The organism is Acidobacteriaceae bacterium (assembly GCA_028283655.1).
In the GTDB taxonomy this organism is placed as follows: Bacteria; Acidobacteriota; Terriglobia; order Terriglobales; family Acidobacteriaceae; genus Granulicella.
On sequence record JAPWKE010000003.1, the window covers coordinates 324544 to 347956 of the forward strand.

Annotated in this window: 20 protein-coding genes and 1 tRNA gene; 11 read left to right on the top strand and 10 right to left on the bottom strand. The window is 57.5% G+C overall.

The genetic code is table 11. The features are described from left to right. Window positions 1-190: 190 nt before the first annotated feature. The 3 genes from PW792_04130 to PW792_04140 are packed head-to-tail and all read right to left on the bottom strand — an operon-like array spanning window position 191 to window position 4483. A complete protein-coding gene (locus PW792_04130) occupies window positions 191-1354 on the bottom strand; it encodes a biotin/lipoyl-binding protein (protein ID MDE1161120.1) in 1164 nt (387 codons plus the stop codon). Further along, on the bottom strand, window positions 1326-2888 hold the full coding sequence (locus PW792_04135) for a TolC family protein (GenBank protein ID MDE1161121.1): 1563 nt from the start codon (window positions 2886-2888) through the stop codon (window positions 1326-1328). The genes PW792_04130 and PW792_04135 overlap by 29 nt, the downstream gene beginning before the upstream one ends. Before the next feature lie 11 nt (window positions 2889-2899). Beyond that, window positions 2900-4483 (bottom strand): DHA2 family efflux MFS transporter permease subunit, encoded by a 1584-nt coding sequence (locus tag PW792_04140; protein ID MDE1161122.1) that lies wholly within the window; start codon window positions 4481-4483, stop codon window positions 2900-2902. Between the two features lie 83 nt (window positions 4484-4566). Between PW792_04140 and PW792_04145 the strand changes: the two genes are divergently transcribed. The 7 genes from PW792_04145 (at window position 4567) to PW792_04175 (ending at window position 9851) form a co-directional block, all read left to right on the top strand. Continuing rightward, window positions 4567-5229: a TetR/AcrR family transcriptional regulator gene (locus PW792_04145; protein ID MDE1161123.1), complete on the top strand. Its 663-nt coding sequence runs from the start codon at window positions 4567-4569 to the stop codon at window positions 5227-5229. Window positions 5230-5354: 125 nt separating this feature from the next. After that, the gene (locus PW792_04150) at window positions 5355-5894 is read left to right on the top strand and encodes a sigma-70 family RNA polymerase sigma factor (protein ID MDE1161124.1); all 540 of its coding nucleotides are present in this window, start codon (window positions 5355-5357) and stop codon (window positions 5892-5894) included. Beyond that, window positions 5891-6652: a zf-HC2 domain-containing protein gene (locus tag PW792_04155; protein MDE1161125.1), complete on the top strand. Its 762-nt coding sequence runs from the start codon at window positions 5891-5893 to the stop codon at window positions 6650-6652. Before PW792_04150 ends, PW792_04155 begins: the two co-directional genes overlap by 4 nt. 54 nt (window positions 6653-6706) lie before the next feature. Beyond that, on the top strand, window positions 6707-7348 hold the full coding sequence (locus PW792_04160; protein ID MDE1161126.1) for a hypothetical protein: 642 nt from the start codon (window positions 6707-6709) through the stop codon (window positions 7346-7348). 10 nt (window positions 7349-7358) lie between these two features. Then, window positions 7359-8183 (top strand): cytochrome b/b6 domain-containing protein, encoded by an 825-nt coding sequence (locus PW792_04165; GenBank protein MDE1161127.1) that lies wholly within the window; start codon window positions 7359-7361, stop codon window positions 8181-8183. Next, on the top strand, window positions 8173-9042 hold the full coding sequence (locus PW792_04170; GenBank protein ID MDE1161128.1) for a molybdopterin-dependent oxidoreductase: 870 nt from the start codon (window positions 8173-8175) through the stop codon (window positions 9040-9042). The genes PW792_04165 and PW792_04170 overlap by 11 nt, the downstream gene beginning before the upstream one ends. Window positions 9043-9089: 47 nt before the next feature. After that, window positions 9090-9851, top strand: coding sequence for an SDR family oxidoreductase (locus PW792_04175; GenBank protein MDE1161129.1), 762 nt, complete (start codon window positions 9090-9092; stop codon window positions 9849-9851). Window positions 9852-10457: 606 nt separating this feature from the next. On the opposite strand, the gene PW792_04180 is transcribed toward PW792_04175, so the two are convergent. Next, window positions 10458-10524 (bottom strand) — tRNA-Ser (locus PW792_04180). 186 nt (window positions 10525-10710) lie between these two features. Here PW792_04180 and PW792_04185 point away from each other — a divergent pair. Then, window positions 10711-11865, top strand: coding sequence for a site-specific integrase (locus tag PW792_04185; protein MDE1161130.1), 1155 nt, complete (start codon window positions 10711-10713; stop codon window positions 11863-11865). A 26-nt stretch (window positions 11866-11891) separates the two neighbouring features. Continuing rightward, window positions 11892-12338: a hypothetical protein gene (locus PW792_04190; protein MDE1161131.1), complete on the top strand. Its 447-nt coding sequence runs from the start codon at window positions 11892-11894 to the stop codon at window positions 12336-12338. 2052 nt (window positions 12339-14390) lie between these two features. Here the strand turns inward: PW792_04190 and PW792_04195 are convergent. The 4 genes from PW792_04195 to PW792_04210 form a co-directional block, all read right to left on the bottom strand. Next, window positions 14391-16286, bottom strand: a complete 1896-nt coding sequence (locus tag PW792_04195) for a DUF262 domain-containing HNH endonuclease family protein (GenBank protein MDE1161132.1) — start codon at window positions 16284-16286, stop codon at window positions 14391-14393. Between the two features lie 319 nt (window positions 16287-16605). Next, window positions 16606-18201 (bottom strand): ParB/RepB/Spo0J family partition protein, encoded by a 1596-nt coding sequence (locus PW792_04200; GenBank protein MDE1161133.1) that lies wholly within the window; start codon window positions 18199-18201, stop codon window positions 16606-16608. An 86-nt stretch (window positions 18202-18287) separates the two neighbouring features. Next, window positions 18288-18701 (bottom strand): hypothetical protein, encoded by a 414-nt coding sequence (locus PW792_04205; protein MDE1161134.1) that lies wholly within the window; start codon window positions 18699-18701, stop codon window positions 18288-18290. Beyond that, complete coding sequence (locus PW792_04210; protein MDE1161135.1) at window positions 18698-19606, bottom strand: ArdC family protein; 909 nt, start codon at window positions 19604-19606, stop codon at window positions 18698-18700. Before PW792_04210 ends, PW792_04205 begins: the two co-directional genes overlap by 4 nt. A 285-nt stretch (window positions 19607-19891) precedes the next feature. On the opposite strand from PW792_04210, the gene PW792_04215 reads away from it, so the two are divergent. Then, window positions 19892-20827, top strand: a complete 936-nt coding sequence (locus tag PW792_04215) for a hypothetical protein (protein ID MDE1161136.1) — start codon at window positions 19892-19894, stop codon at window positions 20825-20827. Between the two features lie 72 nt (window positions 20828-20899). Here the strand turns inward: PW792_04215 and arsB are convergent, their stop codons facing one another. Beyond that, window positions 20900-22021, bottom strand: a complete 1122-nt coding sequence (gene arsB, locus PW792_04220; GenBank protein ID MDE1161137.1) for an ACR3 family arsenite efflux transporter — start codon at window positions 22019-22021, stop codon at window positions 20900-20902. After that, window positions 22021-22431 (bottom strand): metalloregulator ArsR/SmtB family transcription factor, encoded by a 411-nt coding sequence (locus PW792_04225; protein MDE1161138.1) that lies wholly within the window; start codon window positions 22429-22431, stop codon window positions 22021-22023. The genes arsB and PW792_04225 overlap by 1 nt, the downstream gene beginning before the upstream one ends. Before the next feature lie 72 nt (window positions 22432-22503). Here PW792_04225 and arsM point away from each other — a divergent pair, with 72 nt between their 5' ends. Beyond that, the gene (gene arsM, locus PW792_04230; protein ID MDE1161139.1) at window positions 22504-23403 is read left to right on the top strand and encodes an arsenite methyltransferase; all 900 of its coding nucleotides are present in this window, start codon (window positions 22504-22506) and stop codon (window positions 23401-23403) included. The last annotated feature ends 10 nt before the right edge of the window (window positions 23404-23413 follow it).

Sequence of the window (23413 nt, forward strand, 5' to 3'; positions counted from 1 at the left end):
AATTCAGTGCTTCCAGAAGCTTTCGCCGTATTGACAAACGCTCCATGGTCTGTGCAAACAAGGGTTTCTCGGGGAAAACGCTATCTATCATGTAGCGCCTTGGCATCAAGACAGGCTTTTCAGCCCTCATTCTTGGCATCTATGAGTTTTCTATTATCAAAATGTCTTTTCAACTCGCAGGACAAAGCGGTTACCTTCCGAGGTGTCTACGGCGCCGAACTCGTGATAAACGTTCGCGTAGTAAGAGAACCTTCTTTGTTGAATCATCAGTCCTGGCCCGAGGCCGCCGAGGATCTCGGTTCCGGGCTGAGGGTACCCACATGTCATTTGACTCAACGATCATCATGAGTTGCTGGCCCGCACTGACCTTGCCGCCAGATTCGGCGCTGCGTTCTGTGGCGATGCCATCCACCGGAGAATAGATTTTCGTGTACCCGAGGTTGAGAGCTGCCTGATCCATCTCAGCCTTTTGCGATGCGGCATTGGCCTTGCTGGACGTGATCTGCGCCTGCTGAATGGCGACCTGCTGCGGTGCGTTCACCTGGCTTTGGTGGAGCTTCTCGCGCTGTTCCTGCAACTGAGCGTTGCGCTGGTCGACGACTTTCGCAGAGGACCGAAGCGCAGCCTCCTGCTGAGCCACACTAGCCGACTGTGCCCTCGCTGTGGCGAGGTACTGGTCGTAATCCTGCTTGGAGACCTCGTCTCGTTCGAGCAGCCGGGTGTAGCGTTGAAGGTCCTTTTGTGCGCGGTCGTTGTTGGCTTTCGCCTCATCCAACTGTGCCGTGGCGCTGGCCTGATCGTGTTCCGCAGCAGCGAGTGCAGCTGCGGCATTGGCGACTTCCGCTTGTCCGGTGCTCACATTGGTGGTGTTGGTCTGTCGCGTAATCGGCAGGTTCGGATTCTGCACTTCCGTCTGCGCCTGGGCCTGCTGGTAAGAAGCTTCTGCCTTGTTCAGCGACACCTCGTAGTCTTTGGGATCGAGTTCTACAAGGAGGTCGCCTTTGTGCACAGGTTGGTTATCTTCAACATGAACGGTGACGACTGTGCCTTCGACGCGGGACGCGATGGAGTGAAGATGACCGTCGATCTGCGCGTCGTCCGTATCTTCATAATTCCGAGCGTGCAGCCACCAGAGCACACCGCCGATGAGAGCTACAACAGCGACGACCACGGCAATGATCATGATCTTGCGTTTCTTCGCAGGATCAGCCGGTTTGCTCTCGGGCTTGGAGCCATTTTGTCCCTGCTGCTGTTCGCTACGTTGCGGTTGCGGTGCAGCGTTTTCTGACTGCGGGTTCTGAGTGTTTGCGTCCTGATCGGCATGATTACTTCTCCTCCAGAATGCCAGGGGCATCTTTTTCAAGTTCTCCCATCGCCCGCGCAAGACTGAGCTTGGCGACGTTGTGGGAGTAGAGACTGCTGATGAAGTCGCGTTCTGCGGAGGCGAGGGTCTCCGCAGATTGAACGACCTCGACGGAGTCGGTCACACCTTCGGTGAAGCGATCCTGTGATTGCTTCAAGGTGTCGAGCGCCAGCTTGCGGTTGCTCTCGGCGACTTTGACCTGATTGCTGGCGACGTCGAGATCGATGAGGGCGTTGCGAACGTCAAGCTCAACGTTCTGCTCCTGGTCCTGATACTCGGCGCGGCGCTGAGAGAGTGTGGCGGAAGCTTGCGCGATATCAGCGCTGATGCGTCGGCCATCGAAGATGGGAATGCTTACCGAACCGGTCACGCCGAAGACGCCATTTCCAGCATTCGGATTGATCCCTTCGATGCCGTAGTATCCCGATGCAGACGCTGTTGGCAGGCGTTCACTATGCGAGGCCTTGAGCGCTTGTTCGGCAGCCTTCAGTTGCTGCGCGGCTGCTTTCAAATCAGGACGATTCGCCTCTGCTGCCTGTACCGCTGTATCCAGAGATACATTTGTGACCTCGTGATAGGGCAGCGTCTCTACGAGTTTGATCTTGATGCGTAGGGGAACGCCCATCGCGCGTAGCAGCGTCAACTCCTGCTTCTCAAGGTCAGCGCGATTGGAGCTGAGTCGTTGTTGCTCCGTCTGTAGTTCCACCAGGCTGCGCTGTGCATCGATGCGCGCCTTCGTCCCCGCACGATTCTGGGCAGCGGCCTGGTCATAGCTGGCCTGCGCGTAGCGGACCTGCGCCTCCTGCGATTGCACGAGTGCGATGTCCGAGAGTGTTCGGAGGTACTGCGAGGAGATGGCAAGAGTAGTGAGCTCGCGAGCATCGTTCTGACTCAAGGCACTCGCGCGCTCCAGGCTCTTCGCGCTGGCGTAGTTGTCCAGAGCCGTCTTGTCGAAGATCTTCTGCGAGGCTGTGCCGCGCGCGTCGTAGTAGTGAAACGGCCCGATGGTCGAGGGCAAGGACTCACCCAGCGAAGGAATCGTGCTTGCGCCGAGTCCTTCTGCCTTGAGGCTTTCTTTCTCCTCGGTGAAGCTGAAGGACGCATCAACTGCGGGGAGCAACGCACTTAGGGCGAGGAGTCTTTGGGCTCGGACCTGGCTGTCGGTATTCTTCGCCGAGATGGACCCGAGGTTGAACTGCAGACCGCGGCGAATGGCATCGCGCAGCGTCAGTGTCAGCGTGCCGTCCGTCACACTTCGATCGAGCACGCTACCGGCATAGCTTCCGCTGACTTGAACATTGGTGTTCACGGTGTTCGCGCTGGAGTTGCTGCCGCCGCCGATCGCGTTCTGTCCGGTAGAGACGGAGCCTCCGGTAGATTGACGTCCAGAGAGCGGCAGTTGCTGCACACTACTGCGCGATGCGCCGGAAGGTGAGATGGTTTGAGCGGACGCAGTAGCAGCAGCCGCGACCGAGGCGAGCACTACGACGGTGCAGAGCATGGAAGACGTGTTGGATGAACGCATAAAAGTACCCTCTAGTGCGCCGCAGCTTGTGTGCCCTTGGGTGGCCGTGTCATCAGAAGCGCCACGGGAGCCACAAGAATCAGCGCAAAGGCAAGGAAGTGAGTGATGTCGATGTAGGCGAGGAGCTGGGCTTGTGAACGTAACCCGCTCTGGTAATAGCGAGCGAGCGCATGATGCTGCGCGTCCGTGTTGGAGGCGACCGTAGCGTGTGCCTGAGCTGTCATGGCTTGGAAGCGCACACGCCATGCCGGATTCGCCTGCGAAACGTGGTGAGCCAGATAGACCTGATGCCGCTGTCCCCATCGCGCGACGAACGTGGAGACGAACGATGTTCCAAGCGATCCACCCATATTGCGAGCGAGGTTTACAAGGCCGGAGACGTCGTTGCTGTTCTCGCGCTTGGTCCCCACGTAAGCCAGGGTGTTGATGGGCACGAACAGAAAGCCGACGCCAAGCGACTGCAGGAATCGTGCCTTGGCCACCCACGTGAAGCTGACTGCGAGATCCACATGAGCGAGGTAGAACAATCCGGCGCTCAGGCTGAGGAAGCCAAAGATGATGATCTTGCGTGGATCGACCCGAGCGACGAGCGCGCCGGCAATCGGCATCGTCAGCAGAGTCGCTAGACCGCCGGATGATAGAGCCATGCCCGCCAGCTGGGCTGTGTACCCCATCAGTTCCTGCAGAATCTGCGGCAGCATCACAGTCGTTGCATACAGCGTGAATCCGAGCGCAAGCATCATGCAGAACGCAATGGCGAAGCCCTTATTCGCGAAGAGCCGTAAGTCAACGATCGGGCGTTCGCCCTTCTTCGCAACCCACAGCTCCCAGGTGATCATGCAGGCGAAGCCTATGACGGCAAGGATGGCGAAGATCGTGATGAAGTGACTGTTGAACCAGTCGTCCTCCTGCCCCTTGTCGAGGATGACCTCCAGCGAGCCAAAGGCAAGGGCGACGAAGCCGAAGCCGACGTAGTCCATCTTGAATTTGCCGTTGCGGGCGGCCTTCACTTCTTCCTGGATGTGCGGAGGGTCTTCGACGAGGCGGTGCGTCAGGAAGAGCGAGAGGAGAGCTACCGGGACGTTGATGAAGAAAATCCAACGCCAGTCATAGTTGTCGGTGATCCATCCACCAAGCGTCGGTCCGAGGATCGGCGCAGTGACCACGGCGAGCCCGTACACGGCAAAGGCCTGACCGCGTTTTCCCGGCGGGAAGGTATCTGCAAGAATCGACTGTTCGGATGGAGCCAAGCCTCCACCTCCGGCTCCCTGCAGTACGCGGAAGAAGAGCAGCAAGGGGAGAGAAGGGGCGAGGCCGCAGAGAACGGAGCTGATGCCGAAGAGGGCCACACAGCTCATGTAAAACTTCTTTCGCCCGATCAGCGATGCCAGATACGCAGCGATGGGCAGCACAACGGCATTGCTCACGAGATAGGACGTGATGACCCAGGTCGCCTGGTCCTGCGAAGCGCCGAGTGAGCCCGCGATGTGCGGCAGCGCGACATTCGCGATGGAGGTATCGAGTACCTCCATGATCGTCGCCAGCGTGACGGTGAGCGCGATGGCCCAGGGATTGTGTTTGGGTCGGAATGCCATAGTTTCAGTACCAGTCGGTACCGTACTATAGAGTGCGAGAAAGCGAGAAAGGATGCAAGATCTCACGATAAACTTGGAGAAAGATGCCCAGACCCAAATCCACAGGACTGCCCGCCGAAGAAGAAGAGAGCCGACGGGTAGACGCGCTTCTCGACGTCGCCGCTGAAGTTTTCTTCGAAGACGGCTTTCATGGCGCGAGCACGACCAAGATTGCGCAGCGGGCTCACGCGTCGAAACAGAGCTTCTACTCTCGCTTTCCCTCGAAGGAGAAGCTCTTCCTGGCGGTCATCCAACGTCGCATGGAGTCTGGAGCGGAGACCTTTGGTTCTTTCATCTCTGAAGACGCGCCCATTCGCGAGGTTCTGCTCTCCATGGGCAAGTATTTTCTCGATCGCCTCATAGACGAGCGGCACGTCGCTCTGGTTCGGATCGTTTACATGGAGGCAACCCGGTTTCCGGAGATTGCAAAGGCATTTATGTCGTCTGGCCCCGAGCAAGCCGTAGGTCGTCTGGAGAAATATCTGGCTCGACAGACGGCAGAGAAGCGACTTGCTATCGAGGACACGCAGATGGCGGCGCACGACTTTGTCGCTCTCATTAGTGCGGACCTGGTCCAGCGAGCTCTACTGGGACTGCCGCAAAGGCTTACGAAAGCGGGCTTGGAGAAGCGCGCTGCAAGGGGCGTCGACTCGTTCCTGAAACTCTATGGCTTGCCGACTGAGTCCGCCAAAGGTCGTTCGCAGTAGGCGATCCGCCGCGGCGGCCGCCAGGTAATCGGTACCAAGAGAAAAAACATCTCGCCTCGGGATGAATCTACGCGTCGCCAGCCTTATAGAGTTCGTGCGGATGTCTCGCAGAAAGTAGTGACCGTTTGGCTGCGGACCGGGATAGAGCGAAAGAGTTCGAGCGCACGGCGATGGTGCACGCCGCAAGCCTGCAGCGGGTTGCTCGACGGATGACGGGAGATCAGACCTCCGCCGAAGACGCTGTGCAGGAAGCTCTGCTGTCGGCGTGGCGCACGTTTGACCACTTCCAAGACGGCACCAATTGCCGGGCATGGCTCTTCAAGATTCTTCTCAATCATCTTCGCAAAAACTTTACGCGACCATCGCTTGAGATCGTCGATATACCCGAGACCCTCACACTGGACAACGTGGTGCCGATCCGCAGTCGCTATGACGGTTTCTCGGGCAGCGACATCACTGCAGCCATAGATACTCTACCGGCCGAGCGCCGTGTCGTTCTGCTGCTCGCAGCCGTGGAAGGCTTCACGTGTAAGGAGATCGCAGGCTTCCTCGATGTTCCGATCGGAACGGTGATGTCGAGACTGAGCCGAGCGCGCTCGGACCTTCGCCAGCTCCTCTATCCGCAAGCCGCCACGGTCGTTGCACCGAAGAAGGGAAACGCATGACTTGCTCCGATGTGAACTACCTGTTGCCGCTTTATCTTGCGGGAGATCTCGATAGCGCGACCATGGCGCAGGTCGATCGCCATGCAGAAGCGTGTGCGCTCTGCAGCCGATTGGTGGAGGATCACGCATCGCTCGACAGAGCTATCGCTTTCGCGTTGCCGATCGAGAGCGTGGATACGTCTGCCGTGCAGGCGCGCGTGCGCCAGGAGATATACGGTGCACGCACGGTCCCGCGCTTCATTCCTCAGCGATGGATCATGTTTGCGGCAGCGGCGATGCTGCTATGCATGGTGGCGGGTTCGCTCGTCTTCATGAAGGAAGGGCAATTCGCGCGTGCGCGTCTCGACCACGTTGACGAGGTTGTTCTGCATCGGCGCAGTTGGCTCTTCTCAGACAAGCCAGCCATTCAGCGGATGGTCGCAGAGCGTGTCGGTACGTCGGGGAGCGCCGCACAACTCAGCATCCCCGGCTATGAGCTCGTGCACGGCAAGGAATGTTCGATCGCGGGCCGACGGTATGTGCACCTCGAATACGCCAAGGGCACGCAGAGGATCTCTGTCTACTTCTTGAATGAAAAGAACCGAGGTCCCATCTGGAAGCTGTTCGATCCGCGATCTATGAGCATTCAGACGCGCTCCGAAGATGGCTACAACGTCACGGAAGGGGACGCGAACGGACACAGGATTCTGCTGGTAGGAGCGATTTCGCCAGCCGAAGAGCAGTCCATCGTTGGCGCGCACTTGTCCCTGATGGGATGAGGCAGAAGCCTTCTGGTTAGCAACAGTTTCAACCGAACAGGAAAGGGAAGTCTTATGAAGAAGGTATGGGTAGCAGTGTTCTCCGTGATGGCAGCCGCGACAGTGGTCTCAGCGCAAACTCCGCAAGCAAGCAATGTTCGAGGCAAGGTCACGAAAGTGACCGGCTCAACCTTCACGCTGACCACGAACGCGGGTCAGACGCTCAGCGTGAAAGCAAAGCCGGGATTCAAGGTGTACGACCGTCTCCCCTCGGACCTGTCGCATGTAAAGGATGCGGCCTTCGTCGGTGTGACCAGCGTAAAAGGTGCGGACGGCAAAGAGCACGCGACCGAGATCCACATCTTTCCGGAGGAACTGCGCGGACTGGGTGAAGGCAGCCACATGATGGACGGTGTCGCAGGCGCAGCGCATGGAAGCCGCATGAGCAACGGCGCGGTCGCGCAGGCCCACACATCCGTCGCACCCGCCACGCACAGCCGCATGAGCAACGGTGCCATTGCCAAGACAGGAAGCGGCAGTCTTCAGGTGAAGTTCGCCGGTGGATCGACGGACGTCATCGTTCCTCCCGATGTGAAGGTAACGGAGATCAAGGCGGTGCCACACGCCCTCGCTGTAGGGGACGTCGTCTTCGTCGCAGGAAGCAACGGTGCGAATGGAGCCGTGCTCACCGGCGGAGTACTCCTCGTGCATCCGTAAGGACATCAGCATGCAGACGCCAGTCACCGTTCCACGAAATGTTGGAATCTCCGCATCGCAAGTGGCTGCCGTTCGCGTGGAACGGCGCCACAACGCGGTGGTGCGGCTGTCGCACTGGCTCAATGCGTGGATTCTTCTCGGGCTGATGGTGAGTGGCGCAACGATCTACTGGGCATCACCGGTCTACCAGCACGCTCCCGATGCAGCGACTGGAAACACGGACTGGGTCGCCGATGCGGGCGTATGGTTGTGCGCTCATGTGTTTCGCAAGTATCCAGACCCGCCGAACTGGTTCTATAACCACTTCAGTTTCGGGCCCGCGCACTTGGCGGATGGGTTGGCGGTGCATTGGTCGTTGATTTACCTGTTCCTGCTAAACGGTGTTGTGTACGTCTCAGCGTTGCTGTGGGATGGCAGCTTCCGTGCGCTGCTTCCAAGGCGCGGCGCGATAGACGATGCCCTGGCGATGTTCTGGTACTACATCTCCTGGCTGCCGAAGGTTCTATTGCGAAAGGAGCGGCATGAACCTGCAGGGACCTCCAAATACAACGCGCTGCAACGCTTCTCGTACGCGGGTGTGACTGTGATCGGGCTGCTGCTTGTCCTCAGCGGTTGGGCCATTCATAAGCCAACGCAGTTCCACTGGCTCACACGTGCGTTCGGTGGCTTTCAAGGTGCGCGCGAATGGCACCTCTGGTTGATGCTTGCGATGATCGCCTTCATCGTGGTGCACGTCGCGTTGGTAACGCTCGAAGGTTTCAACACCTTTCGAGGCATGGTGACCGGTTGGCGCGTCACGCCAGCCGTGCCGCAGGTGAAGCGCAATGCCGAATGAAGCTATGGTACGTCGCCTGAAAGCGCTCGAAGCGTACGCCGCGCGCCTTCGCGAGCCTGCGGCGAACATCGAGTGGCTCCCTGCACAGGCTCTTCGTCGGGCAACTCGCCGTGACCTGTTGCTCTTTGGCGTGGGTGCCGCTGCTGCTGGCGCCTTATGTCATGCGCTGTTGCCGCCTGGAGCATTATGGAAGTCCAATGATCCGCGGTCGACCGAAGAACACCTGCGGCAAGCGGTCGAGCGCAAGGCTCTTGCCTTCGACGATCGCATTGACCGCTCCCTCTTCTCACCCAGTCGCCTCTCTCCGACATTTCGAAAGAGTGACATCACGGAGCTGAAGAACAACTATGCAGGTGCTACACCCGATCCGTCGTATCTCGCAGACTGGAAGCTGACCGTGGACGGGCTCGCTCGTGGCAGCGAAATTTTCGACCTTGCTCGCCTGGTTCGCGAGTTCGCGGTGCGCGATCAGATCACACGGCTTGTCTGTGTCGAAGGCTGGAATGCCATCGCCTGGTGGAGTGGCGTCCCCTTCGCGCAATTCCTTCAGCACTACCCGGCGGCACCGGGAGCCAAGTGGGCCCGCCTGGAGTCTTCGGTCAACCTCGACGGCAACGGTGCACCTGACCCCTACTTCGTGTCCTTTGACATGGCATCCTTGCTGCATCCGCAGACGTTGCTCGCCACTCATTTCAACGGCGATCCACTTGGCGTGGAGCATGGTGCGCCTTTGCGCCTTGCGAGCCCGGTCAAGCTGGGGCTCAAGAACATCAAAGCAATCACACGTATCCGTTTCAGCTCTGAGCAGCCGGATGATTACTGGCAGGTTCGAGGCTACTCCGGTCTCGATGGCCTCTAAGTAGAGGGCCTCACTCCATTACATCAAACGCAACAGGAGAATGAACGATGATTGAACAGACACTCAAGCCCACGCTTGCGAACAAAGTGGCTCTGGTCACTGGGGGCTCCCGAGGCATTGGTGCCGGGATCGTCCGGAGGCTCGTCAGCGATGGCGCGTCCGTCGCATTCACCTATGCGAACTCGGAACCGCAGGCGAACGATCTGGTCGCGGAACTCCAGGCGTTTGGCGGCAGAGCGAAGGCGATACAAGCAGACAGCGCGTCTGCAACGGATATAGAAAAAGCTGTCTCGATCACGACGGAGGAGTTCGGTGGAGCACTCGACATCTTTGTCAGCAATGCCGGCAAGATGCTGCGGAAGCCGATCACCGAAGTCGAAGTCGACGAGCTGGACGAGATGATTGCGGTGAACATTCGCGCTGCGATGTTGGGCTTCAAGTTTGCAGCGAAAAACATGAACCGCGACGGACGTATCGTCGCCATTGGCAGCGCCTCTGCTCTGCGCACGGGCTTCCCCGGATCAAGCATCTACAGCATGACGAAGTCTGCATTGCTAGGCTTGGTACGGGGAGCCGCCATTGACCTCGCGTCGCGCGGCATCACCGTGAATGTCGTTCAGCCGGGGCCGATTGCCACGGATATGAATGCGCCTGACAAGACGGACATCGAGCGGCTTATAAAACTCGTGCCGCTGGGGCGACTCGGGCAAGACACCGAGGTCGCAAGCCTCGTGGCCTATCTCGCCCGTCCGGAAGCCGCCTTCATCACTGGCTCTAGCTTGAGTGTCGACGGAGGTTTAATCGCGTAGGGAAGTTCATTGCTCTCGGATCAGATTCACGGTCCGCCGAATGTTGGTCTGCCCGGGGAAATTTGTACCAGTCTGAGTGATAGAGGTAGTGAGACGGAGTGGAATAAGCACGTTGAACAGATGAATTCGGCACTGACTTCTCCTGTTCCCGAAGTTAGTATCCCGATGGTGCGGCGTAATAACCGCTTGGATTGGGATGATTACACTCGCATTTGGACTATCGCGGATAGTCGTTACTGGCAGCGATACCACCAGCGAAATTCCTAATCGAAGCATTAGTTATGACTAGATACGAGCAGCGCGCTCCAGTCCGGATTCTGCCAGTAGAAGAGGTGAGGCGGATTCGTGATGAGGTGCGGGAACGAGTGTCGGAACTTATCGAATCCCGAAATCTAGGTGTTGGCCCAACGGGTTGAATGGCAACACGATTTGGTCGACTGCTTGGGTTCGTAGGATGAAGTCGACTGCCGCCTAAAGCACGCACCGAACTGCAGAGAAATGCACAGCTTTTTTCGAAAAAGTATCACCAAGGTATCACCAGGCCAAAAACGCCCTCCGAGATTTTCGGAGGGCGTTTCATAAATCACTGAAAAATAATCTAGTAATTGGTGGCCCGGGCAGGAGTCCAACCTGCGACCTTCGCGTTAGGAGTGCGATCTGGAACCTGCAGGCCAGTGCAACCCCATGCAGTGCGATGCGCATAATATCCAGTGTTTATGCTGTTTTCGTCACTTTAGCTTACGTCCGAACCGCTGCACCGGACTGCATCAGTTTGCCGGTTGCTGTATCACACTTGTATCACACGAAGCCTTAGAATCCAGATAGCGGGGAGATTCGCAGTTCCGCTCGGAGGGTCCTTATGGCCAAGCAGGCAGCATACGTCGAAGGCGTTTATGAGCGCATTCCTGGAAGCGGGATCTGGCACGCCCGATACCGCCAGGACGGTAAGCTCGTCCGAAAGTCTTTCGGTCGCAACCGTGCCGCTGCCGTCGCTTATGTCGAGAAAGCGAGAACCCTGAAGCGGACCGGGGACGGTTGGGTTCCGTCCACCGCGAAGGCGTCACCAAAGACAAAAAGCGAACTCGAAATCAGCGCTTCTACAGTCACACTGGGCGAACTCTGCGACGATTTACTCCGGCATATTCAGAGCAAGCCGGAGGTCTACAAGGACCAGAAGAATCCTCCTTTTCGGATCGGACGAATTAAGAAACACTTCGGACACAGGCCAGCGTCCACAATCCGTCCCTACGAAATCATGGATTGGCTGGAATCTCTTGAGGCAAAGCCAGCGACCCAGAACCGCTACAAGGCGACGTTCTCCAGTGTCTACCGTTTTGGAAAGCAACGGGACAAGGTCAACGTCAACCCCGTCCGCGATGTGAAACAGGCTCCAGTGAACAACGGGATCATTCGCTACCTGAAACCCGAAGAAGAGGTCCGCCTCCGAGCAGTCCTGCAAGCGGATGTCGATGCGTGTGGACCACAGAACGAGAGGCGTCGCTTGCGTCTCCTCCACCGTATCTATGAACTTGATGTTGCGCTTGGCACTGGAATGCGCAAGGGGGAACAGTATGGATTGCGCTGGAGTGATGTCGATCTCAAGGCCCGGGTCATTACACTCCGCGACACGAAGAACAAGTCGAGTCGAACGGTTCCGATGATCGACGATGTCGTCACTGCCTTTGAAGAGTTGAAGAAGCTCTCGCTGTCTCGGAAGGATCGTTCGGTTGAACAACCGAACTCATCCCCAAAAGATGTTGTCTTTGGGATCGGGGATAACAAGAAGTGGTGGGAAAGCGCATTGCGTGAGGCGAAGATAAAGAAGTTGCGGTGGCACGATCTGCGTCACACGTTTTGCTCACGGCTAGCTCAGTCCGGCGCAAGCCTGAAAGTAATTCAGGAAGCCGCGGGTCACAAGACAATCGCGATGTCGGCCCGGTATGCGCACATGGATCACACAACACTGCACAACGCGATGGCGGTACTCAACCGCCGAGCGTCCGCCGCAACGTAGGGATGAGCCGTAACGGTGGAGGATTGATGAAGCTTTATATGATTCGATTGGAAAATGGGAACGCTGCAATCTTGCAGGCTGAGAATGAAGAGGCCGCGATTGAGCAAGCAGGGCTCCGCGTCGATCCTAAAGCATTCGCGAAGGAACAGGGAGTCTCGGATGTCGCAGCCCAACATTTGGAGCTAGTGCGTTCTGGTCTGGGGCCTCAGAACTTCCGGATAAGAGAGTTGAAGGACTTCTTCTGTCTGGTGTCTCTCAGAGACGACGGGAGATTCCAGTTCGCGCTTGAGAGTCAAGAAACGGATGAGGAGTTCTATGAGGACTATCCGGTTCTCTGGTCAGCGGAAGATCCCCTGCTTCAAGAGATCGATCCGTTCCATCCGGAATGGAATAAACGCAGAGAGCCCCTGATCGCGGAGGCCGTGGAGCGAGAGCGAACAAGGCTGCTCGTGGTCGATGCATCAACGAGCTGAGTTCTCGGCTTCCGCCAAACGTTGAAGGCCCCTCAGTGAGGGGCCTTCAGATGGGAAAGGGACTTGTACTCCGAAGAGGACGTGTCCCGTATATGTGTCGGGCTCAACCCTGGAAATATACTAAACGAAGTGATCTCTGCCGTCAATCCCGTTGAGAACTACATCGCCGCGCGGCTCCTTGAGTATCTCAGTTCCAGAACACCTTGGCACCGGATTCTCTGGAACTCGGGCTCAAACCTAGCGTTACGCGAAGTCTTGGAGGCGAGCGAAGCCTTCAGCCAAGGACACCTTTCAGACACTACCGTCCGCGCCGCCGTGCGGGCTGCGCTTCGGATGGTCCGGGACGACCCCGGTTTCGGGGGAACGGCTGAGAGAGCCGCTCTCGCCGACTGCCTCACGATCAACGGCGAACCGAGAGCCGAGATCACTTTCGAGGGACTTGAGTACGAACAGATTCGGCAGTTCCTCAACGACGCTACACCGAACTATCTCGCGCGGTGGGCCGATGCCATGGCTACCCCACAAGCACCTGCCGAAGAGCGCACGTCCCGCGCGATTGCAGCCCATCTCTTGGATCGGGGCTATAACGCCAACTATCTGCATCGATGGTGGACGTATCGCGCCTTCATGCGGACCAGTCGGTTACACGTCCCCTCACGGACATTGTCCGTGAGGCGTCCGAACTGGCAAACAAAACTGAGCAGAACTTTGAAGTGTTAATTCCTTTCCCTTCCGAATTGCAGCCACCTTCGGGACTGCTTGTTCCGCAGGGATGGTGTAGCGCAACGAGAGTGAGCGAATGGATCCATGAAAACGGAGCATCCATGCCTCTCAACTTTCATCAGCAAGGAGGTCTGCTGCTCACGGTACAAGCCCTTGAGCCGGAATCGGCAGTGCAACTCGCTGCGGAGAGGGTCGAGTTATTCACTGCCCGTGTTCTTCTGAGCCTGCGCAAGGATGTGAAGAACTGCGGCATCGCTTGGGTCAAGGGAAAGGCAAAAACATATTCGATTGAGCGACATTTGCGAGGTGTACGCATTGGCGCGATCCATAGGGAGAACCGACTCTGGCTCGAAACGGAAGCTGACCGATATATCGACCCTGCAATCGAGTTGCTTGCCCCGTTGCAGAGTGGGGCCACTACAACTGCGATTGCAGGTGGCTGGGCTGCAATCGAGTCTTTGCTCGGGGAGCCGAAAAGCAAGAAGGCTGACCCTGCTGAGCGGCTGGCAACAATCGTGAGCTGCTCGTTCCCGAGAGCGGAACTGACGGCACTGGCCTACGTTCTACGGGAACGGGACACGACGCTCCGGCAAGCCATTGACGCAGCACCCGAGAACCGAGAGAAGGCTGCCGTCGTTGCCCGCGCAATCATAGGTGGGACATGCCCCATTCCCGCTGGTTGGGCGGACCGCGCTGCGGTGAGTCGAATGGCGGAGTTGCTGAACGCGCCCAAGGAAACCTTGGAAACTATCAGGGACCACGTACATGATGCGTTTGCGCGGATGTACCGTCAGCGGAACTTGATCCTTCACGCTGGCCGGACTAGGGCTATTGCGGTACGTTCTACACTACGAGGCGCCGCACCACTCGTTGGTGCGGGGCTTGATCGGATTACCCACGCTCGATACGTGGATAATATGACTCCAATCCAGTTGGCCGGCCGAGCGCGGACTGCCCTATCCACAGTGAACTCTACACAGCCAGAGCGGTGCGTAACCCTTCTTGGAAACAGTTGATTCGCCTTTGGTGGCCCTGGGTGGTCCTCTTTACTTCCGCGATCTCGCACGCATAATGAAGGAAAGAGGGCAGCGCTCTAACCAATTGAGCTATCTACCCAAGAAGCTTTTCAACAACGTGGATATATTCACATAGAATCGGGCGTTTCGCAGGATTCGCAAATTTCGCACTGTTTCTACCGTTTCGCTGGTTTGGACCCGAATTCGGCTCTCTTTGGAACCGAGCGGACATCACAATTCGCACCAAACCGCCTCACGACAGGTTTGGCATAGCAGAGTTTGGTGTCTCAGAGATCACGAGAAGTTTTTAGGCCTAGCTTGTGTACGCTTTCGAAACCGTATTCTCCAAGCTAGGACGAGCCCAATATTCACAAGCCTTTTCAGCCAGAGCCAGTCCGCGAGCTTGAATTTGCTCTTCACTCCAGACAGTCTGATCCGCAATCATCCTGTTCAGAAGCAAAGCGGAGCGTGCAAATTCTGGCCTCTTGATGGAGAACGGGCCGTGGCTGATCGCAGAGTTGAGGGGCTGCGTCACGAGCGTTAAATTTCCGAGAGAGTTCTTGACGCCTTCTCGCATTCGAATCGCGTCGGTGACGGACTCTCCGCATTTGTGAGTCACGAGAGCGGTGTACACATCCTCGCAGGGCGCCTGGGTGCCATCCGGCAAAGGCCAATTCTCCGCCCACTTACTGGGCATGACATGCTCCACCGTAAACCCGGCTTGGATGGTGATGACATCGTCCTTCGAGGTTCGCAGCGTTTGTTCAAGCGTTTGCAGAATGACTCGCGCTCTTCTCTCCCATCCGGGGCGATAAATCGATTCTGTTACGATTGCGTTCTTAAATTCGTCATCGCTCGGAAAACGTGACGAGTCGCCGGTCTGACTTAGAAGAAACGCCGAAAAATTGTCCGAGCTCCATCCGTTCTCGCGCAAGAACTTGATTGCAGTGAGAAAAAGGTTGTTATATCCCTTTGCTGTCAAGCCGCAATATGCTCGCCTGATGGTGTATGCCTCCAAGGCTTGATACAACCCACGCAGCTCATGCTCCTTGTTTTTCATCTCGATCTCGACGCTCATTACAAGGGGAAACGCTGTGGTCATATCCCAATCGCTCAAGTGCCGGGCGATCAGGCCAAGCGGCTTTTGAGGGTTGGGCAGCTTCAGGCCGCGATAGGCGGGAGCGTAACTAAGCAGCCGGGAAAGCTCTGCGTCAACGGTCGAATAACGGGCTTCCTCCGTGTAAGTGCGATACTCGGGGTAAAGCTTAGTGAGATTGATGGTCTCTGCTCGTTCCGCCGCCAGTACGCTGCCAAGAAATGATTCGATGCGCTTGCGAGTGAGTCGGCCCTGCACTTCTGGCGTGTCCCAGAACGGGTCTTCGAACTCCGACCATTTCTTATCAAATAGGACTTCCGCATTCTCTTTCGTCAGGATTGCGCGCTGAAAGATATCGTTGCGGATCAGGTCCATCGCATTCAGAGGTTTCCCACGTGCATTGAGTGTGGAGAAGATGGTCTGTGCGTCATCCTTGTCGTCGATAGAGATTACGACAATCGAGAAATGGTTGAGTATCGCGGCACTCAATGCCGAGAGTCTGGGCTGCCAACCTTCGCCATCAGCTTCGTCAATGAAGGCTTGAACCGCCTCATAAAAGTAATAGAGGCCAGCGAGGAGCCTTGGGGCCTGATTCGCGATAATCCTGCCGTTTTTGTAATAAAACTGGTAATACTTATCCGTCAATTCAGCGAAGCTCATGATGGTTACGTCGGCGTAAAGACTCCGATCGTACTTGGTAGGCCAGAGCTTATGCTTCTCAACATCGGGATCGTCCGTGAGGTGCAACTTGTCATTGAACAGATGCGCTTCAAGGAAACCGGCGTGTTTGGTCTCGCCACGCTCTGTCGCAGTGCGGAAGAGCGCATTTATGACGAGTTGTATCGTTGTGAGTCGTTGCTGCCCATCAATCACTTGTTTGATAGGAACCTGTCCAAGGTTTGCTTTACCCTCGGACAGAATCAGCGCTCCCATGTAGTGGGAATAATTCCGGGCCGCCCCGCTCAAAATCTCCTCGGTCTTGTCCTGGATATCGGACCACAAGGGCTCCCACTGTTCCTTCCGTTCCCACTCATAGTGGCGCTGATAAACGGGGACACAGAACCGCGCCCGATCTTCTAGTAATTGCCCAATGGGACGAGCTTTCGCTTCCATTTCTAAGAGTGCTCCCTGCACCAAAGCAAAATGTGGACAGCACCAGGACGGTAGACCCGTCCTACATGCTGCCTCAACCAAACAGACTGCAAGTGAAAGGACCCATTTTACAGGAATGGGAGCCGAGTCGGAGACGTCCACAGAAGGGGCAGGTGCAGGAGGAGGAACTTGACTCCTGCCGCGCCGCCGGCGAGCGGGGGCCGGAGCCAGGCGGGATGAGGGTTAAAGGGAGAAACCGAAGCGGTGTCTCCCTGCGCCGCAAAATGCGACTTCAAAACGAAATGGCCGCGGGTTAGCGGCCATCTCCGATGATTCCAGTTCACGCTGCCCTGTTGATTTTGACAGGCACCTTGGGAACGGGGTTGGCTTCCTTCTTTGCCTTGGCCTTGGCCGCGAACTCGGCCTTGACCTTTTGAGCGATGGCGTCGGTTTCGACCTTGTACACGGTGGCTGCTTCGCGCAGGATGCTCGACGCATTCGAGCGGGAGGCCGCCAGCACAATCGTCAACTCCACGACGATGCGTGAAAGCGTGCCTTCTTCGGCGCGACGAAGGTAAGTAGCGAACAGTTTGCCGATGTTCTCGGTATCCTTCGACCGCTTGATGCCGTGCTGCTTGGCGAGGGTTTCGAGACGAGCTTCCCCGACAAGCTCCGCGAGTTGGGTATTGATGAAGAGGAGGTCACGCTTCATCAGGCGTACCGGAACGGCGGCGCTGATGGCGGCGAGAACGCGAAGCCCCGTTGTGTTGCCAATGGCTTCGTCGCGGCGGCGCTTCTCCTGTTCTGCCTTCCAGCGTTCCTCGTCGCGGTCGTTGCGTTGCGGCTTGGGATGATGCACGGGGCAAGCGAGATTCGTGCAGACCTTGCGCAACGTGCCAACCTCGCTTCCGTCCGTGACAATCGCCTCCGTGGTGAACTTGCACGATTTGAACTCAGGCCGTTTCGCCTCGTCCTTGTCAGCAGGTCTCTCGGCGCGAATCTCCGTGTACTTGTTGCGCGGCAACGTGACACTGCCCTCCGGCTGCTGTCCATAGGCTGTGCTGATTTGCACGAGCTTGGGACGTTCGGCGATGGTCTTGGCGACGAACGCCGCGACCTTCGACTGGTAGCAGGTCGGGTCAGTACAGGAATCGAGCTTGCCGCCGATGTCCGAAAACAGGAGCTTGTTATGGCCTGTGCGTTTGGGGCAATCGATGCAGCTTCCTGCCACTGGCACAAGCTGCGCATCCTTCTTATCGAATGGAGCCTCTTTCAGCGCAAGCACGATGTTGGTATCAATCCAGAATTGCAGGTTGCGGACGGGCAGCAGAATCCGCGTCGGCTTCTGCCCACCGTTGTACACCTCCTTATAGCAAGCGGAGAGCGCCTGTTCCTGCTGGTCGGCCTGCAGCTTCGCCAGAAGCAAGGCATGGCCGACACCGATTTCCTCCGCATAGAAAGCTTCGACCACAACGGGCGCAAGCTCCGTGAGCTTGAGGCGCGTGGTCACATACGCGGGACTCTTGCCCATCTTGGCCGCGATCTGCTCGACGGTGTATTTCGGTTCTTCCAAATTCAGAAGCGCACGAAAGCCTTGCGCTTCTTCCATCGGGTGAACGTCCTTGCGTTGCAGGTTTTCAATCAACTGTGCTTCGAGTGCCTGGGCATCGCTCAAGGCCACGATGCGGACGGGAACGGTATCCGCTTCGGCAAGCTGCGCCGCGCGGAAGCGTCGGGCACCTGCCACAATCTCAAAGCCCTGTTCCGTGAGTGGACGCACAAGCAAGGGCGACAACACGCCTTGATTGCGAATGGATGCGGCAAGCTCTTTGAGGGCGGCATCCTCGAAGCGGCGGCGCGGGTTGGTCTTCGACTCCGACAACAACGAAAGCGAAACGTTGCGGTATTCGGTGGCATTGATGATTTGAGTTTGCATGATGGTGTGCTCCTTTCGAGCGGTTGCGAGGGATGGTCACAGAGCGGCACACGTCGGGCAATGGTTCCGCTCCAAGGGAGAGCGGACTAGCCGAGAATGCACTCGTCCGTAAAGGCCACTTCGTAGCCCTGCAAACGCAGGTTGTTGTCCCACGTCTTGGCGAACTTCTCGTGTTGCTCCTGTAGCTGCAACAACGCCACGTAATGGTCGCGGATGATATTCCGGCTCCACTGCTCCACGGCCACATAGTCATTGCGCCAGTAGTACGGAATCAGGTGTGCGCCCCCGGCGAAGCCAAGCTCGAAACACATCTCGGGGTCACGCATGGCGTCGCCGTTCTGTTCGCTGTAGTGCGCGACGGAGAGAGCAGGCAGACCGAGCGGGCCGGACTCGTCCACCGCCTCCATCACAAGCGGAAGATAAGGCGGGTTCTCAATCTTGATGTAGAGGTTGGGACGCCAACCCCCCGCCTTGTGCAGGATGGCGAGTACGGTTTTCATGCCGCCACCTCCGCGAGTTCAGGGGCTTCCCTTGCTGCCGTGTCCTCTTGTTCGTCGTCAGCGGGTGGCTCCAGTGCGGCAAGGATGACAGCGGCAGTCTGCTGAATGACTTCCAAGCTCTCGGCCAGCAAGGATGCATTGCCGTGGTACAGGTGGATGTAATCGGCGGATGCGGAACCCGTCACCAACCCCACGGCTTTTCCCACCACAAAGGCGACTGCCTCCGCTTCGGTTTCGCGCACGGTCTTGGTGGTTGCGGTGCGACGTTCTGCCTTGTGCAGAAGCTCATGCGCCGTCTCGTGTACCAGCGTCGAAAACTCTTCGGCCTTCGATTGCCCGGGAAGGATGGCGATGCGTCCGCCGTAGCTCATGCCAAGTGCGGGGGCGATGTTGGGGTTATAGACAAGCGCGATGCCACGCGAACGAACAAACTTGGCAAGCCGTTCCGAGTTCTCGCCGGGATCGCCGGATATCCCGCGCATCTCCGGCAGGTCTGCGCCTTCGGTCTGCGACACATCGAAAACATAGGCATTGCGGAACCCGACTAAGACCCGCTCGTTCTGCTTAGTGATGTCCTTGTTCGCTTCCTCGTCCTTCTTGCGGCGAACGCCGACGATGGGAGCCAGAATGCGGATGCCTTTCTGTCCGGCCTTCACATTGCGTCCGAGGTTCTTCCACGTCCAGAACCCGGCAACACGCGTTGCGGTCGGCATCTGCCTCGCAATCTCCAGCACATTCCCGAAGGAATAGTTATGAAAGCGGCTCATGGCCGTGAGGTAGTTGGTGAGGACGTCGGAGTGTCCGGCCTCCAACTGCTCAATCAAGAGCTTGACGTTGGCGGCGATGAGTTCCTGTTTGGTGTTGGGCTTCTTGCTGTCGATGGGGGTTGCTGCGGTGGTGGTCATGGTGTCTGCTCCTTTGTCGGCTTTTGCTTTTGCACGTCCGCGTTGAACGCGGCATGTACATGCCGAACGCCACCTGGCGAAGGCGGGGGTAGCAAACGGAAGGTCTTCGAGCGGAGCTTTTTGGGGGGACCGCGTAGCGGGGGAGCCAAAACCCGGAGGGGCGGACGGCCTTGGAGAGCGCGATCGGGGCAGAGCCCCTTAGCGAGGCTTGTCTTCCTTAGCAGCGTGCGCAGCACGCAAAAGACATGAGGGTGGGCGTTGCGGGCAGGAACAGGCCCGCTGGAGATGGGAGCTAAGACGCGGAAGCGCGGCTGCGGCGCGGGAAGAGCCTTCTTCCCGGCAAATGGAACCGTTATCGTGGGAGATATTCAAAGTGAGGGTACGACGATGCGAGTCACGTTCGACACGAACGTCTGGAACAGACTGGTGTTCCCGGAGCGGCATACGTCCAGTCCCAATTACTTTGCCCTGGTCGCTCTCAACGATGCACTTCGCAGTGGACGGATTCGCGGCTTCATCAGCGAAGGCTTCGGGACAGTCGAGGCCATCCAGAAAAGACACCGGGCGAGATTCTACGCGCAAAACGTGCCAAAGACAGAGGTAGGGAGTTCATCGAACGGACCCGGCTTCCACGGGATGGGCATCAACATCCAAGCCAGACACGACCTGCATCCGGGCATCGGGGACGAATTTGAAGAAGAACTACAAGAGGCCTTGACGCTCGGCATCAAGTTACTGTCCACACCGTATATCGGGCTTCCCGTGCCGGATCGCCTGCGGAACAATCCCCACATCTATGCAGAAGAGGTCTTTGCTACGGCGGATTACAACGAGCGGTTTGGCGAAGTCGTCCGGACGATTGTTGACCGGGGCGTGGGCGAGGGCGCACTGATATCGCTCGTCAAAGAATTCACCGCACGTCTAGACGAGCCGAGGCCCGTCACCCTTTCAGATCGTGCCTTAATCTACGGCGTCTACGAGTGGGCTTCGACCGAAGGCCATAACAAGGAGAAGCGGCAGATTGAGAAGGCGTTCGCAGAATCGGCCGATGGCGATCTTGTCGCGGCACACATCGCCTATGGCAATGACTACCTCTGCACGGAAGATCACGGCGGGACGGCCATCTCACGGTCTGTCTTCGATAGGGAACATCGCGCCTGGCTCAAGACACAGTACCGCGTGGAGATTTTGAATGCGCAGCAACTCGCACGGCTCCTATGAGGCGTGAGCCTGCGGTTCGATAGAAATTCTGCGCAACGGTATGCAACGGCAGATCAAAGATGCGGCGCCCGATTAAGGAGCATCTTCCACCGAATGCACTTCGAACCCATCTCCCCCGAGTGCGAAATAGCGCTTGCGCATCCAGAACGCGACGTTCACAAGTCCGATCAGCGCAGGCACTTCAATCAGCGGACCGACGACGCCGACGAATGCCTCGCCTGAGTTCAGGCCAAACACAGCCACCGCAACGGCGATAGCCAACTCAAAGTTGTTTCCTGCGGCGGTGAAGGAAAGCGTCGCCGATTGTGCATAGTTCGCACCCAGGCGCTTTCCCATCCAAAAGCTGATGAGGAACATGATGAGGAAGTAGACGACAAGCGGCACGGCGATTTTCACGACGTCGAGCGGCAAACGAACGATAAGGTCGCCCTTCAGTGAGAACATCACCATGATCGTGAAGAGCAAAGCAATCAGAGTGATGGGGCTGATGCGGGGGATGAAGCGCGTTCGATACCACTCCTCACCCTTGAGTCGGATGAGGGCAAACCTCGTCAGGAATCCAGCGACGAAAGGAACGCCGAGATAGAGTCCGACGCTCTTCGCGATCTGACCGATACCGATGTGTACGACGCTGCTTTCGAGACCGAACCACTTCGGTAGAACCGTCAGGAATGCCCACGCATAGAGACTGTAAAAGAGCACCTGAAAGACGCTGTTGATCGCGACCAGACCGGCCACGTAATCCGTGTCGCCTTCGGCGAGTTCATTCCACACCAGCACCATCGCGATGCACCGCGCAATGCCGATAAGGATCAGGCCCCGCATGTAGGCAGGCTCGCCGCGCAGGAAAATGATCGCGAGCAGAAACATCAGCACCGGCCCAATGATCCAGTTCTGAGCCAGAGAGAGACCCAGTACGCGCTTGTTGCGGAAGACCTCTCCCAACTTCTCATAGCGCACCTTCGCCAGAGGCGGGAACATCATGAGGATCAGCCCGATTGCGATGGGGATATTCGTAGTACCGCTCTGAAAGCGATTCACGAGGGTCGCAGTTGAAGGCACGAAGTGCCCGACTGCAACACCGATTGCCATTGCGAGGAAAATCCAGAGCGTAAGAAAGCGGTCAAGGAACGAAAGCTTCTTGCGGGCTGCCGGGGCGCAGACCTGACCTTGGGTGAAGGGAGCGGTAGACATCAGCAGGCCTCGCAGGAGTTTTCTTGAATCGTGGTGGGGACAGGAGCGCCGTCGAGGGACGCGTACTTCGACGGCGAGCAGCAAACTTTAGTGAGGTGCGCGCGATCCTTCTGCATCGCTTTCTCCTCTTTAAGCCAGTCCAGTGTCTGCTTCAGAATGTGCGCGGCCCCGATGTGTGGCGGCATGACGACCCGGTAGTGCATCCACTTTCCTTCCCGCCGAGCCGACACAATGCCGGCACTACGCAGATAGGCGAGATGCCTTGAGACTTTCGGCTGAGGCCCGCCAAGAATCTCCACGAAGTAACACACGCAGACCTCTTGGTCCCCCATGAGGTTCAAGAGGCGTAACCGCGTATTGTCCCCTAGAGCTTGAAAGAACCGCTCCATATTGAACGCTTGCTTTGCCATAAATTTATGTATACGCCTTGACGTATGCGAACGCAAGTCATATATTCACGAAAGCAGATATGAGGAGGAACTATGTCGGAGCAGATTCTGGATTCGGTCCGGTCGAAGTATGGCGCTGTTGCGGAAAGCAATCTTTCGAACGAACATGCGGGAGTGCAGGCGGTTGCCGAAGCCTTCGGCTATTCAGCGGAGGAACTCACTTCCATCCCTGCTGATGCAAACATGGGACTTTCCTGCGGAAACCCCACCGCCACAGCTCATTTGCGGTCGGGCGAAGTGGTGGTCGATCTCGGCTCTGGCGGCGGTCTGGACGTGTTCCTCGCGTCGAAGAAGGTAGGGCCGACCGGACGCGCCATAGGCATCGACATGACGCCTTCGATGATTGAACGCGCCCGTGCCAATGCTCTGAGCGGTGGCTACACCAACGTCGAATTCTATTTGGCTGAGATCGACAAAATTCCACTACCTGATGCTTCTGTTGACTGTGTCATCTCGAACTGTGTTCTCAACCTGGCACCCGATAAGCCTGCTGTGTTCCGAGAGATTGCCCGCATTCTGAAGCCTGGTGGGCGGCTCGCCGTCAGTGACATCGCTTTGAAGCACGAACTGCCTGAGGACATTGCCAAAAGCATGGCCGCTTATGTTGGTTGCATCGGCGGCGCCATCAAGATGGACGACTACCGGGACGGTCTTCTCGCGGCTGGATTTGAGCACGTCGGGATCGTGGACAGTGGCTCGGACCTGAACGCCTACGCAAAGGTCGAGAACCAGGCTGGGTGCTGCTCTCCTTCGATGGGAGAAAGCTCGTGCTGCACACCGACGGCGACCACGGAGCTAACGGTCCACGAGGAACTAACAGAACTCCTCTCGAAGTACGACGTGAACGCCGCCGCTGCAAGCGTCAAGGTCTACGCCCTCAAGCCCAGTGCCTCCGCAACTCAGGTCTGCTGCGGGCCTAATTGCTGCTCCTAATCCAACCGAA

Coding starts and splice junctions, on each gene's coding strand:
- PW792_04170 (MDE1161128.1), top strand. CDS start 8,173: ATGCCGAATGAAGCTATGGTACGTCGCCTGAAAGCGCTCGAAGCGTAC.
- PW792_04195 (MDE1161132.1), bottom strand. CDS start 16,286: ATGGAAGCGAAAGCTCGTCCCATTGGGCAATTACTAGAAGATCGGGCG.
- PW792_04210 (MDE1161135.1), bottom strand. CDS start 19,606: ATGACCACCACCGCAGCAACCCCCATCGACAGCAAGAAGCCCAACACC.
- PW792_04135 (MDE1161121.1), bottom strand. CDS start 2,888: ATGCGTTCATCCAACACGTCTTCCATGCTCTGCACCGTCGTAGTGCTC.
- PW792_04165 (MDE1161127.1), top strand. CDS start 7,359: ATGCAGACGCCAGTCACCGTTCCACGAAATGTTGGAATCTCCGCATCG.
- arsB (MDE1161137.1), bottom strand. CDS start 22,021: ATGTCTACCGCTCCCTTCACCCAAGGTCAGGTCTGCGCCCCGGCAGCC.
- PW792_04185 (MDE1161130.1), top strand. CDS start 10,711: ATGGCCAAGCAGGCAGCATACGTCGAAGGCGTTTATGAGCGCATTCCT.
- arsM (MDE1161139.1), top strand. CDS start 22,504: ATGTCGGAGCAGATTCTGGATTCGGTCCGGTCGAAGTATGGCGCTGTT.
- PW792_04205 (MDE1161134.1), bottom strand. CDS start 18,701: ATGAAAACCGTACTCGCCATCCTGCACAAGGCGGGGGGTTGGCGTCCC.
- PW792_04215 (MDE1161136.1), top strand. CDS start 19,892: ATGGGAGCTAAGACGCGGAAGCGCGGCTGCGGCGCGGGAAGAGCCTTC.
- PW792_04130 (MDE1161120.1), bottom strand. CDS start 1,354: ATGCCCCTGGCATTCTGGAGGAGAAGTAATCATGCCGATCAGGACGCA.
- PW792_04190 (MDE1161131.1), top strand. CDS start 11,892: ATGAAGCTTTATATGATTCGATTGGAAAATGGGAACGCTGCAATCTTG.
- PW792_04140 (MDE1161122.1), bottom strand. CDS start 4,483: ATGGCATTCCGACCCAAACACAATCCCTGGGCCATCGCGCTCACCGTC.
- PW792_04200 (MDE1161133.1), bottom strand. CDS start 18,201: ATGCAAACTCAAATCATCAATGCCACCGAATACCGCAACGTTTCGCTT.
- PW792_04155 (MDE1161125.1), top strand. CDS start 5,891: ATGACTTGCTCCGATGTGAACTACCTGTTGCCGCTTTATCTTGCGGGA.
- PW792_04175 (MDE1161129.1), top strand. CDS start 9,090: ATGATTGAACAGACACTCAAGCCCACGCTTGCGAACAAAGTGGCTCTG.
- PW792_04225 (MDE1161138.1), bottom strand. CDS start 22,431: ATGGCAAAGCAAGCGTTCAATATGGAGCGGTTCTTTCAAGCTCTAGGG.
- PW792_04145 (MDE1161123.1), top strand. CDS start 4,567: ATGCCCAGACCCAAATCCACAGGACTGCCCGCCGAAGAAGAAGAGAGC.
- PW792_04160 (MDE1161126.1), top strand. CDS start 6,707: ATGAAGAAGGTATGGGTAGCAGTGTTCTCCGTGATGGCAGCCGCGACA.